The following is a 12,327-nucleotide window of genomic DNA, read 5'->3' as shown; positions in this document are numbered from 1 at the left end:
GTCGTACTGCCACAGGGCCGGGTCCAGTGCGGGCAGCCCGGCCAGCGTGGGCGAGATGGTGGTGGTGCCTGCTTGCTGCACCACGGTGCCGCTGCCGGCCAGGGGCAGGTTGAAGCTGATGCTGCTGGTGTGGTTGAAGCGCAGCTGCGAGGTGGCGTCCGCCAGGCTGATCTGCGAGGCTTCGATGGTGCCGGGGGCCGTGGCCGTGGCGGTTTCGGAGCCGTAGACCACGCTGCCCGCGCCGGTCACGTTGATGGGGCCGATACCGCCCACGGTGGAGCTGGAGTAGATCTGAGAACCCGTCAATGGGTCCTGCTGCAATTGGATGCGGCTCACGCCCACCTTGACGGTGGCGGCGTCCGCGGTGACCAGCGTGCCTCCGGTGCCGATCTGCACCCGGCCGATCTTGTAGTCCTGGATCAGCTCCGGGGTCGACGCATAGTAATTGCTGGACGTCTTGCCCGACACCAGTAACTGGGTGGCCGCGCCCGTGGCCCGCACCAGCCCGGTGGCGGCGCCGTCCGCGCTGATCTGCAGCGCGGCGGGCCCTGCCGGGTAGTTCGAAGGCTGCGTGGCCTGGCACATGCCGGAGCCTCCGTCGTAGGACATGCCGTTGGTGACCAGCGATTTGCCCGCGGCCAGCACATTGAGCGCGCCAGTGCCCCCCGCGCTCCCGACGGACAGACCGCCGTAGAAATCCGCCTGGTTGGGAAAGCTGCCAGTGGACGGCTGGACCGTGACCACCCCCGTGCCCGCGTCCTTGCCAATGAAGCTGAAGGGAAGGGCCGGGCCCAACTGAGAATTATTCGCCGAGACCGGATCGCCCGAGGACAGTTTGCCGCTGCCCAGCACATTGACAGACCCCACGCTCCCCGCGCCCTCGCCCACAGCGAAATACCTCGGTGGTGTCACATACTGGTTGTCAAACCCGGTCAAGAGATTCAGACCGGCGCCGTTGACATTCACCAGGCCATTGCCGCCAGCCTGGCCCACCAGTAAATTGCGCTGGTACGGCCTCAGCAGCAGGGAGTTGGGCGAGCTATAGCTGAGCTGGTCAGCGGTCTTGCCCGCGCCCAGCACATTCACCAGCCCGGTGCTGCCCGCACCCAGCCCCACGCCCAGGGCAGTGCCCGAGCCGGTAATCCGGGGGCTTCCCTGCGGCGCGGTCAGGGCAGCCGTCATGTCTACCGTCAGGGTCCCCGTTCCCCCCGCGTCACCAATGCGAAGGGTGGGGTCAGCAGCCGCAAGTGGCGGCATGCTCGGATCGTTGCTGATCGCAATCGCCATAAACGAGCCACCCGCGGCGCTGCTCGGTGTGATATTGAAGGTGCCGGACGCTCCGCTGCCGTACCCCACATACAACTCCTGAGTACTGAGGCTGGTGCTGATAGTGGGATTGTCCGGATTCCACGGCGCCGGGGACGGGGAGTTGATGACATTGGCCGAGCCCGGACTCGACGACGTCCCGACCGACCACGAGGTATCCAACGTCACATCGCCGGGAGCCACCCAGTTATTGGGCGCCGCCCAGGCGCCGCCGGCGGACATCATGGCCAATGCGCCAACCAGCGCGCTTTCGAGCAGGGTGAGTTTGTGACGGGGAGCAGGGATTTTCTTCATGGAGCCGCCTGGGATGCGTGGTGCGCAAAATCATCAAAACCCGCAGCAGACCCCGCCGATTTGTACAGCCCGCGACAGAGCGGCATTTGGAAGGGTCCCTGGGGGAACTTTTCATTCCATTCCACCACGCTCCGAAAAAATCCGGCAGCCCCGAAATGTCAAACACTGTTAATTGACGACAAACCGATACGAGCGGTTTGTTAAATATTGTCAAACACCTACCCGCCTTAAATATCCCTGACTAAAGTGGCGCTGGATCTTGGGTATCGAAAACCAAAATTCACGGGCCTCCGAAATTGATTTAAATCAAAACTCCCGCCCTTGCAGGGATTATGTTCATCAGTCTTTGCAACCGCCATTTCACAAGAATTCGTACGGTAAACATATTGAATTCACGGAAATTTGGCGGGGCTTTTGGTTTATTGAACAGACATAAGAAAGCAGGGTAAAAAAAATGGGGAAAAGGGCCTTTCATTTCACGCCACGCGCCGTGGTCATGGCCTTGGGGGCGCCAGCCCTGGTGCTGGGGGGCTCTTCCGCCTGGGCCGCTTGCACGCTGGGCGGTTCGGTCTACACCTGCGCGGGCTCCACGCCGTCCACCACCCTCACGGGGGCGCCGCTCAATGTGGTGGTGGACCCCACGTTCGCCAGCACGGGGGCCGGTGGCAGCGGCCTGCGCCTGACAGGCACCGGCGGCACGACGCTCACGCAGACCGGCAGCGGCGCCATCATCGGCAGCTCGACCACCGGCAGCCAGGGCCTGGATGTCAGCAACACCGGGGGCGGCAACGTCAGCCTGGTCCTGACAGGCCCGGTGTCCACCCTCAATGCCACGGCGGCTGCCGTGCGCGTGGTCACCGACGCCGCCACCCAGCAGGTCACCCTGCAAAGCAGCGGCACCTTGTCCAGCCCGGGCTCGGGCATTGTGATCAATAGCAGCGCCGCCACCGGCCTGCACACCATTACCGCCACGGCACCTATCACGGTAGGTACCGGCTCGGGGATCTGGCTCTCGACGAGTGGCGCGGGCAACAGCATCACCGCAACCGACATCACGGGGGGATACCGAGGGGTGTACAGCACCTACGTCGGCACCAGCGGCGGGTCCAACATCGTCACCATCAATGGCAGCGTGCTGAACACGCCCCTCGGCATTTCGGCCATCAACTCCGCCGCAAGCAGCGGCAACATGGCCGTGACGGTGACAGGCAGCACCAGCGGGCGGATCCAGGCCAACAACTCCTCCACCACGGGGAGCACCCAGGTCACGGTCGGGGGCTCGGTGGCGGATCCGACCTACTACGGCATCAACGCCACCAGCGCCGGCAGCAATGTGGATGTGAGCACGGGTGGAGACGTCACCGCCGTAACCTATGGCATCAACGGGGAGATCCGACCGGGAGGCACCGGAAACGCCACCATCCATGCGGGTGGCAATGTCACGACCTCCACCAGTGTTGGCATCCAGGGCCTCAATGCCGGCAGCGCGGGCAGTGTCAGCGTCGTGACGGCGCCCGGCAAGACCGTCACGGCGACCAGCACGACCAACGGTACGGGCATCTTCACCGGCATCACCGAGGCCGGTGCCGGCGCCATCACCATCCAGGCCGATAGCAACGTGGTCGGCGGGCTGGATGGCATCGGCGCCTTCAACGACGGGGCCGGAGACACCACCGTGGTCGCCACGGCCAACGTCACGGCCAGCAGCCGCAGCGGCATTGCCGCCAGCGACTGGTACGACGGCCCTACGGGCACCGGGGCGGTCACCATCACCACCACCGGCGCTGTCTTGAGCAACGGCACCGTGGCGGGCGCTGCCGGCCTTGCCGCAGGCATCTACAACCCGGCCAACACCAAGGCCGTCACCGTCAACGAAAGCAGCGGCAGCGTCCGCGGGTTCAGCGGGATCGTGGCCGAGAACTATGGCTCGGGCGCCACGGCCGTCAATGTGGGCGGCGTGGTGGCGGGCACGGGCGGCACGGGCGCCGGCATCCAGACCAGCACCAAGGCGGGCAACGCCGTAGCGATCAACCTGTCCAGCGGTGCGGATGTTTCCGCGGCTTCTGGCGTGGCGATCCTCGACGGCGCGGGCAACGCCACGGTGACGGCCTCTTCCGGCTCCAAGATCGCGGGCGAAGTCCACCTGGGCGATGGCAGCGATACGCTCATCCTTCAGAACGGCGCCGACATCACCGGCGTGACGGTGCTGGATGGCGGTGACGACACGTCCACGGCCGATGGCTTTGTGGATGTGCTGACGTTCCAGAACGTCACGCTCAACGTGGGCAGCATGAGCATGGTGAACTGGGAGACCATCAATCTCTATGCCTCCACGCTGACGCTGAACAGTCCCACCGTGGCTGCGGCCATGGGCGGCGCGCAGCTGTACGTCGATAGCGCCAGCACGGTGGTGCTGGGGGCGTCGATGACGCTCAACGACAGCGTGAGCAACGCGGGCACGGTGAGCACCGCCAACGGCGCCACCGGCGATGCCATCGTCGTCACCGGCAACTACACCGGCGGCGGCGCGTTCAACCTGGACACGCAGCTGGGCGATTCCGCCTCGCCCACGGACGTGCTGACCATCAACGGCAATGTGACCGGCACCACCACGCTGCGCATCACCAATGTGGCCGGCCTGGGCGCCGCCACCACCGGCAACGGCATTCTGGTAGTCAGCGTGGGCGGCACTTCGCCAGACAACGCCTTTGTGCTGGCCGGTGGCTCGATCACGGTGGGCGGCTTCGTCTACACGCTGCACAAGGTGGGCAACAACTGGTACCTGCAGTCGGCGCCGGTCCCCACCCCGCCGCCTCCCCCTCCCACGCCGTCCCGCCCCATTCCGACGTTGAGCGAGCTGGGCCTGGGCCTGTCGGCCTTGCTGCTGGCCGCCACCGGCTTTGCCGCGCAGCGCAACAACCCGCGCCGTCCGCGCGACGCCCGCACCAGGGCCCCGCGGGCCGCCCGCTGGTTCTGAGGGGCGCTGCGGCCTGGGCAGGAGCGCCAGCCCGGGCCGCAGCCGCCGCACCGAACCGCCGGGGCCCGCGCAGCAGGCCGCGCCAGACGCGCGGCGGTCTGCCCCTGCCGCCCCGCCACATGCCCACCTCGGTGGGCATTTTTTATGCAAAAAATGGCTGTAGCCTTTGTCTGTAAAGCGCAAGCAGCTATTAAAAAAGAAGCAATCCGCTCGCAGTGTCACAACCTCGCCCGGCGCAACGTCTGGCCTGTGTGTACAACCGGGGCTGTCCGGGCCTGGCCCGCAGCCCCCTTTTTCGGACACTGCCCGCATGAACACCGCCCTCGCTCCCACCGCCCCGGACCCCTTCACCGCCCTGCGCCCGCGCCTGTTCGGCATCGCCTACCGCATGCTGGGCGTGCGCGCCGATGCCGAGGATGTGCTGCAGGACGCCTGGCTGCGCTGGAGCCGCCAGGACACCACCGTGCTGCAGTCGGCCGAGGCCTGGCTGGTGACGGTGGTGACGCGCCTGTCCATCGACCGGCTGCGCGCCGCCAAGGCCGAGCGCGAAGCCTACGTGGGCTGGTGGCTTCCCGAGCCGCTGGTGGAGCCGCTGGACGAGCACACGCCCGAGGCCGCGGCCGAGCTGGCGGGCGAGTTGTCGGTGGCGTTCCTGTACGTGCTGGAACGGCTGGGTCCGGAAGAGCGGGCCGCCTTCCTGCTGCGGCAGGTGTTTGACTACGACTACCCCGACATCGCCGCGCAGCTGGGCAAGAGCGAGGCGGCCTGCCGGCAGATGGTGCACCGCGCCAGCGAACGCGTGCAACAGGCGCGTGCGCGCTTTGACGTGCCCCGCGGCGTGCACCACCAGCTGCTGGAACGCTTTGTCGCCGCCGCCCACAGCGGCGAGCGCGCCGCCATAGAGGCCCTGTTGGCCCACGACGCGATGCTGATTGGCGACGGCGGCGGCAAGGTCCGCTCGTTCCCGCATCCGCTGGTGGGCGCGTTCCGCATTGCCAACCTGTACTGGGCGCAATGGCGCCGCCTGGCCGACGCGGTGGTCTACCGGCCGGTGCTGCTCAACGGCGAGCCGGGCCTGCTGCGCTACCTCCACGGCCAGCTGGAATCGGCGCAGGCCCTGGTGACGGACGGCGAGCGCATCGTGGCCATCTACGCGATCCGCAACCCCGACAAGCTGGCGGGCATCCCCCGCACGCTGGGCGGCTGACACCACCGCCCGGTGCGGGCCTGCTGTCACAAGCGCGGGGGTTGCCGCGTCTTGGTGGGTAGGGAAGGACGTCACAGAAAGCACGCCTTCCAGACCGCAACGGCTTGGTGCCGTTGATCTTGCCCACCAACATCACCTCCGGAGTTTGATATGTCCCAGCACACCGCCCGCCTGCCCTACCACCAGCTCTCGTCCAAGGCCTTCATGGGCCTGGTCAACGTGTCCGAAACCGTCAAGAAAGGCGCCCTGGGCGCACGCCTGGCCGAGCTGGTGTTCCTGCGCGTCTCGCAGATCAACGGCTGCGCCTACTGCATGGACATGCACTGGAATGACCTCGTGAAGGACGGCATGGACCCGCGCCACCTCAACGCCGTGGCCGGCTGGCGCGAGGCCCCGTTCTTCAGCGAGCGCGAGCGTGCCGCCTTCCGCTGGGCCGAGATCATCACCGCCACGCCGCACAGCGACGCCAGCGACGAGGAATTCGCCCGGCTGAAGGCGCTGTTCACCGATGCCGAGATCGCGGACCTGGGCTTTGCCATTGCGGTCATCAACGCCTGGAACCTGCTCAACGCGGGCATGCGCGCGCCGATTCCCGAAAAGCCCGCGGCATGATTTTCCTATGAAAATGGCCTCTAGCGCTTATCCAATAAGCGCTGGCAGCTATCATTTTTGACAACCAAGATTCCGCGCCCGCGCGGGCGGCCTGTGTAGCCTGCCTGACAGTCACCCGCGCGCACGCGGCCTACAGTGGTGCCTTCCCACCCATTACGGAGACACCACCCATGCTCAACATCCCCTCGCTGCAAGCCAGCGTCAGCCCCGAAGAATGGCAGCTGCGCTGCGACCTGGCCGCCTGCTACCGCCTGGTGGCGCTGTACGGCTGGAGCGACCTGGTCTTCACCCACATCAGCGCCAAGCTGCCCGAATCGGTGGCGGGCCCGGGCGCACACCAGTTCCTCATCAACCCCTACGGGCTGATGTTCGAGGAGATCACGGCTTCCAGCCTCATCAAGGTGGACATGCAGTGCAACAAGCTGCACGACTCGCCCTTCCCGGTGAACCCGGCCGGCTTCGTGATCCACAGCGCCGTGCACGAGGCGCGGCCCGAGGCCGGCTGCGTGCTGCACACCCACACCCGCGCCGGCGTGGCCGTGAGCGCGCAGCAGTGCGGCGTGCTGCCCATCAGCCAGCAAAGCACCTTCGTGCTGGCCTCGCTGGCGTACCACACCTACGAAGGCGTGGCCTTCCGCGACGAAGAAAAGCCGCGCCTGCAGGCCGACCTGGGCGAGGCCAACTTCCTCATGCTGCGCAACCACGGCCTGCTCACCGTGGGCAAGACCATTGCCGACGCCTTTTTGTCGATGTACACGTTCGAGAACACCTGCCGCATCCAGATCGACGCGCAGGCCGGCGGTGCCCTGACCGAGGTGAACCCCCAGATCGTGAGCGGCGTGGCCCAGGCCATGCGGGTGCAGACAGGCGGCCTCGGCGGCGCGTTCACCTGGCCGGCGCTGCTGCGCAAGGTGCAGCGCGAGGCGCCAGGCCACGACATGTGACCGGGGCACGCCAGCAGCCCGCGCCAGCAGAAAAACAGCGCAGCGCATAGCATCAGCGGTTTCCGACCGTTTGCAAGGACTGATCCATGAAGCTGTACTACTCGCCCGGCGCCTGCTCGCTATCTCCCCACATCGCGCTGCACGAAGCGGGCCTCGCCTACACCCCCGTGCTGGCCAGCACCAAGAGCCACAAGCTGCAGGACGGCACCGACTACTACACCATCAACCCCCTGGGCTACGTGCCGGTGCTGGAGCTGGACGACGGCACCCGCCTGCGCGAAGGCCCGGCCATCGTGCAGTACATCGCCGACCAGGTGCCCCTGAAGATGCTGGCGCCCCAGAACGGCAGCCTGCAGCGCTACCGCCTGCAGGAGTGGCTGACCTTCATCGGCACCGAGCTGCACAAGGGCTTCAGCCCCCTGTTCAACCCCGCCACGCCCGAAGACTACAAGCCCATGGTGCGCGAGCGGCTGCTGCAGCGCCTGCAGTGGGTGGACAGCCAGCTTGCCGGCAAACAGTACCTGATGGGTGACCAGTTCACCGTGGCCGACGGCTACCTCTTCACCGTGACCAACTGGGCCCAGCCCACCAACCTGGACATTGCCGGCCTGGCCCACCTGGCGGCCTACCGCGAACGCGTGGGTGCCCGCCCGGCAGTGCAGGCGGCCATGAAGGCCGAAGGACTGCTCAAATAAGCCGGCGCTGGTCCCCCGGCCGGGGGACAGCGCTGCAAAAGTCCCCGACAGTCCTCGCCCTGACCCGCCAGAACCTGCCTTAGCGCATGTTCTCAGAGCCAAGACGGGGCTAAGCTGGGGGGACCCATCGTTGCTGCGCGCAGCAGCTTTTCAGGACCTCTGTATGACCTCACTGTTCGAACCCACCCGTGCGGGCGACCTCCAGCTGGACAACCGCATCGCCATGGCCCCGCTCACCCGCAACCGCTCGCCCGAGGCGATTCCCACCGACCTGGGCGCCACCTACTACGCCCAGCGCGCCAGCGCCGGTCTCATCATCTCCGAGGCCACGGCCATCAGCCCGCAGGGCCAGGGCTATGCCGATGTGCCCGGCCTGTATGGCACCGAGCAGCTCGACGGCTGGAAGAAGGTGACCCACGCCGTGCACGAGGCCGGCGGAAAGATCGTGGTGCAGCTGTGGCACGTGGGCCGCGTCTCGCACACCGACCTGCAGCCGGGCAATGCGGCCCCCGTCGCCCCGTCCGCCATCCGGGCCCACACCAAGACCGTGCTCATCAAGGACGGCGTGCCCACGTTCACCGAAACGTCGCAGCCCCGCGCCCTGGACTCCGAGGAACTGCCCGGCATCGTGCGCGACTACCGCCATGCCGCGCGGCACGCCATTGCCGCGGGCTTTGACGGCGTGGAGATCCACGCGGCCAACGGCTACCTGATCGACCAGTTCCTCAAGACCGGCGCCAACCACCGCACCGACGACTACGGCGGCAGCATCGAGAACCGCGCGCGCCTGCTGCTGGAGGTGACCCGCGCCATCACCGAGGAAATCGGCGGCGGCCGCACCGGCATCCGCCTGTCGCCCGTCACCCCCGCCAACGACATCGTGGACGCCGATCCCCAGCCCCTGTTCGAGCACGTGGTGCGCGAGCTGGCACCGCTGGGCCTGGCCTACGTGCACGTGATCGAGGGCGCCACGGGCGGCCCGCGCGAACTGCCGGACCGGCCGTTTGACTACGCGGCCCTGCGCGCTGCCTACCGCGCCGCGGGCGGCAAAGGCGCCTGGATGGTCAACAACGCCTACACCCGCGAACTGGCCGAGCAGGCCCTGGCCCAGGGCGCCGACATCGTGGCCTTCGGCCGGCCGTTCATCGCCAACCCCGACTTGGTGGAGCGTCTGCGCCGCAATGCCCCGCTCAACGAGGTGAACCGCGCCACGCTGTACGGCGGCGGCGCCGAGGGGTACACGGACTACCCGGCGCTGGACGCCTGAGGTCGCAAGACCTTGGAAACTCGTCAGGACCCGCGCCTGCTGAAGCGGGCGCGCCCAGACGAGGGCCGCCGCACCGGGCAGCGAAGCCGCTCAGGGCGTCAACCCAGCCCGATCGGGCTGGGCGCCCGCATGACGATGCGGGTGAACAGGCGGTCGTAGGCCGCATCGCGCGGCTTGCCGGCGGCCAGGGGGTTGGTGTTGCTGGCGAACGCCACGTCCATGGCCGCCCAGTCCGCAGGCTGCAGCACCTGCTGTGCCGCAGGAATCACCACCGACTCCTCCACGCGCATGTGCTCCAGGTAGAAGTGGATGTAGCTGTCGAGCGCCTTGGTGAAGGCCTCCCGGCGGGCATCGCCCATCAGTTCCCAGGCCAGCAGAAGGTGCTGCAGTTCCCGCACGGCGGCCTCGCCGCCTTCGTGGTCGCGTTCGAGCTGCGCGATGGCGTCGGCCGCCTCGGGCGAACGCTCGGCCACCTTGGGGAACAGCAGCTGCGACTCCTTGGGGTGGTGCTGGCGTTCGGGAAACTCGTCGATGTAGAACAGCATGGCCCGCATCACGTCGAAGAACACCGCCGGCTCATCGCCCGGCCCCTGGTCCATCATCAAACGCAACGAGTGCAGGATGGCGGCGAGCGACGCATGCTCTTCGCGAATGGTCCGCAAACTGACTGACGGCATGGCGCTTCCCCCGATGACACGAAACTGCCAGATTGCCACGAAGCGCCCGCCGCGGGCCTGACACACATCAAGCAATCCCCCGACCCGGACGCGCCGCCGGGCGGGGTGGGGGGACAGGGCCGCCATCGCGGCGCCGAGGAGCCTGCCTACGATCTCCCGGGGGCCGCAGGTGCGCCTGCCCTACAGCAGGTGCGCCCTGCCCTACAGGCTCTTGCGCAGGCGCACGATGGCGGAGCCGACCTCACTGGAGGCGCGGGAGAACGGCGTGTTGCCCTCCAGGGCCTGCTCGGCCTCGGAATACGCGCCCCGGTTGATCAGCTGGGCGACGCTGCCGGCCACTTCGTGGAATTCACGGTGGCGGTCCACCAAGGCCTGGAAGGCCGGCACGCTGCCATAGGAACCCTGGCCCCGGCCGTGCAGCCAGCGGCCCAGATCGCAGCAGTCATCGCGGCCGATGGTGTCGGCGTCCAGCTGTTCCTGGTGCCGCGCCGCATCGCGCAGCTTGGTGCGCCACTGGGCGTGGGCCTTGATGGCCGACTCCAGGTCCACGCCCTCGGCGGCAGGGCCTGCCAGCGCGGCCGCGGGTGCCGGCGCGGCCACCGGGGCGCGGTGCGCCAGCATGGCACCCGCCGCGGGCATGCCGGCGGCCTGGCCTTCGTCCGCCAGGCGGAACTGCTGCACCACCTGCGACAGGCGCGCCGCCTGCTCGCGCAACGAGTCGGCCGCGGCGGCGGACTCTTCCACCAGGGCGGCGTTCTGCTGCGTCATGCGGTCGATCTCGCCCACCGACTGGTTGACCTGGCCGATGCCCGCGGACTGCTCCGAGGCTGCCGCGGTGATCTCGCCAATGATGTCGCCCACGCGCTGCACGCTGGTGACGATCTCGTTCATGGCCGCGCCGGCGTCTTCCACATGGCGCACGCCGCCATCCACGGCCGTCACGCTGCTGTGGATGAGGCCCTTGATGTCGCTGGCCGCGGCCGCCGAGCGCTGCGCCAGGCTGCGCACCTCGCTGGCCACCACGGCAAAGCCCCGTCCTTGCTCGCCGGCCCGCGCGGCCTCCACGGCGGCGTTCAGCGCCAGGATGTTGGTCTGGAACGCGATGGAATCGATCAGGCCGATGATGTCGCCGATCTTGCGGCTGGAGGCCGAGATCTCGTGCATGCTGGCCACCGCCTGCTGCACCACCGAGCCGCCGCGCGTGGCGGTGCCGGAGGCCGAGGCGGCCAGCTGGTTGGCCATCTGCGAGGACGACGCCGTCTGCTGCACCGTGGCGGTGAGCTGCGACAGGGAGGACACCGCCTCCTGCGCATTGCTGGCCGTCTGCTCCGTGCGCTGCGACAGGTCGTGGTTGCCCATGGCGATTTCCTGGCTCGCCGTGGCGATGTTGCCGCTGGCGTCGCGCACCTGCGCCACCAGGGCGCCCAGCCCCTGCTGCATGTCGCGCAGGGCGCGCTGCAGGTCGGCCACCTCGTCGCGGCCCTCGGCCGCGATGTGCTGCGAGAGATCCCCGCCGGCAATGGCCTGCGCCATGTGGCGTGCCTCTTCCAGCGGCCGGCAGATGGAGTTCATGTTCATCAGCGTGGTGGGCACCACCACCACCACGGTCACGAGCACCGCCAGCGCAAACAGCCACTTCGTGTCGCCCGCCACCTCGCCCTGTTCCTTCACGGAACGGGCCACCTCGGTGCGCAGCACCGAATCGAGCTCCATCATCAGCTTGTCCGCCTCGGCAAACTCGGCCACGGCCTTGGCGCTCATGCGGTTGGCGATGGTGGCCGTGTCGTAGCCGCCGGCCTCCAGCTGGCGCGCGACATGCGCGAACTGTTCCCGGTAGCTGTCCAGGCGCTTGACGATGTTGCGCACGATGGGGTTGTCGGCGTCCTCCTCCCCTTCGAGGAACTGGCCCGCGATCTTCTTGGCCTTGTCCTGGCTCTCGATCCACTTGGCATGCGCCGCCTTGACCGCCTCGGGCTTTTCATAGCCGATGATCATGTCCTTCTCGTACTGGCGGATGGCGCCCATCTCGCCCCGCAGTTCGGCCAGGCTGCTCACCTCGGCAAACGAGCGGGCCATGAAGTTCTCGCTCATCGCGTGGATGCGGAACATGCCCAGCATCCCCGCGCCCCCCAGCAGGCCCAGCAGCCCCAACACCACGCCAATGGCCCCCAGCATGCGCATGCGGATGGTGAAGTACCGCATCAGCGAGAAGAGATTCATGATCGTTCGTCCTTCGTTTTGATATGTACACGCGCCTGCCTCCCCAGCCGCCCGGGTCCCGGCTCCGCAACAAATCGTTGCAGTTTGCCAGACAACTGTGAACCCGTT

The 12,327-nt window shown here is 67.8% G+C and carries 8 protein-coding genes and 2 pseudogenes; 6 read left to right on the top strand and 4 right to left on the bottom strand.

Annotated features, from left to right (window positions below; translation table 11 throughout):
• A partial coding sequence (locus tag LWW96_RS01475) for a hypothetical protein (protein WP_291483889.1) occupies nt 1–1,182 on the bottom strand: 1,182 nt, incomplete at its 3' end.
• A gap of 934 nt (nt 1,183–2,116) precedes the next feature.
• On the opposite strand from LWW96_RS01475, the gene LWW96_RS01470 reads away from it, so the two are divergent.
• The 6 genes from LWW96_RS01470 (at nt 2,117) to LWW96_RS01445 (ending at nt 9,322) form a co-directional block, all read left to right on the top strand.
• Entirely contained in the window at nt 2,117–4,597 is a 2,481-nt protein-coding gene (locus LWW96_RS01470; RefSeq protein ID WP_291483894.1) for an IPTL-CTERM sorting domain-containing protein, read from the top strand.
• 310 nt (nt 4,598–4,907) lie between these two features.
• Nucleotides 4,908–5,804 (top strand): RNA polymerase sigma-70 factor, encoded by an 897-nt coding sequence (locus tag LWW96_RS01465; protein ID WP_291483888.1) that lies wholly within the window; start codon nt 4,908–4,910, stop codon nt 5,802–5,804.
• Between the two features lie 150 nt (nt 5,805–5,954).
• Nucleotides 5,955–6,416, top strand: coding sequence for a carboxymuconolactone decarboxylase family protein (locus tag LWW96_RS01460; protein WP_291483887.1), 462 nt, complete (start codon nt 5,955–5,957; stop codon nt 6,414–6,416).
• 170 nt (nt 6,417–6,586) lie between these two features.
• Nucleotides 6,587–7,360 carry a class II aldolase/adducin family protein gene (locus LWW96_RS01455; protein ID WP_291483886.1) on the top strand — a complete coding sequence of 258 codons (774 nt, stop codon included), beginning with the start codon at nt 6,587–6,589 and terminating at the stop codon, nt 7,358–7,360.
• Nucleotides 7,361–7,446: 86 nt separating this feature from the next.
• Complete coding sequence (gene gstA, locus LWW96_RS01450; protein WP_291483885.1) at nt 7,447–8,055, top strand: glutathione transferase GstA; 609 nt, start codon at nt 7,447–7,449, stop codon at nt 8,053–8,055.
• Nucleotides 8,056–8,218: 163 nt separating this feature from the next.
• The gene (locus LWW96_RS01445) at nt 8,219–9,322 is read left to right on the top strand and encodes an alkene reductase (protein ID WP_291483884.1); all 1,104 of its coding nucleotides are present in this window, start codon (nt 8,219–8,221) and stop codon (nt 9,320–9,322) included.
• 98 nt (nt 9,323–9,420) lie between these two features.
• Here the strand turns inward: LWW96_RS01445 and LWW96_RS01440 are convergent, their stop codons facing one another.
• From LWW96_RS01440 to LWW96_RS01430, 3 genes and pseudogenes are all read right to left on the bottom strand, one after another.
• The gene (locus LWW96_RS01440) at nt 9,421–9,999 is read right to left on the bottom strand and encodes a hemerythrin domain-containing protein (protein ID WP_291483883.1); all 579 of its coding nucleotides are present in this window, start codon (nt 9,997–9,999) and stop codon (nt 9,421–9,423) included.
• A 201-nt stretch (nt 10,000–10,200) separates the two neighbouring features.
• Nucleotides 10,201–10,509, bottom strand: a pseudogene (locus LWW96_RS01435) (CZB domain-containing protein); the annotation flags it as partial.
• 150 nt (nt 10,510–10,659) lie between these two features.
• Nucleotides 10,660–12,219 (bottom strand): annotated as a pseudogene (locus tag LWW96_RS01430) (methyl-accepting chemotaxis protein); the annotation flags it as partial.
• Nucleotides 12,220–12,327 lie beyond the last annotated feature (108 nt).

Origin of the sequence: Acidovorax sp., assembly GCF_021287135.1 — a bacterium.
In the GTDB taxonomy this organism is placed as follows: domain Bacteria; phylum Pseudomonadota; class Gammaproteobacteria; order Burkholderiales; family Burkholderiaceae_C; genus Acidovorax.
This window is presented reverse-complemented; position numbering and strand designations above follow the sequence as displayed.

What these genes read in the sequence shown, in the direction of transcription:
- LWW96_RS01470 (WP_291483894.1), top strand. Translation starts at nt 2,117, where the DNA reads ATGGCCTTGGGGGCGCCAGCCCTGGTGCTGGGGGGCTCTTCCGCCTGG.
- LWW96_RS01465 (WP_291483888.1), top strand. Translation starts at nt 4,908, where the DNA reads ATGAACACCGCCCTCGCTCCCACCGCCCCGGACCCCTTCACCGCCCTG.
- LWW96_RS01460 (WP_291483887.1), top strand. Translation starts at nt 5,955, where the DNA reads ATGTCCCAGCACACCGCCCGCCTGCCCTACCACCAGCTCTCGTCCAAG.
- LWW96_RS01455 (WP_291483886.1), top strand. Translation starts at nt 6,587, where the DNA reads ATGCTCAACATCCCCTCGCTGCAAGCCAGCGTCAGCCCCGAAGAATGG.
- gstA (WP_291483885.1), top strand. Translation starts at nt 7,447, where the DNA reads ATGAAGCTGTACTACTCGCCCGGCGCCTGCTCGCTATCTCCCCACATC.
- LWW96_RS01445 (WP_291483884.1), top strand. Translation starts at nt 8,219, where the DNA reads ATGACCTCACTGTTCGAACCCACCCGTGCGGGCGACCTCCAGCTGGAC.
- LWW96_RS01440 (WP_291483883.1), bottom strand. Translation starts at nt 9,999, where the DNA reads ATGCCGTCAGTCAGTTTGCGGACCATTCGCGAAGAGCATGCGTCGCTC.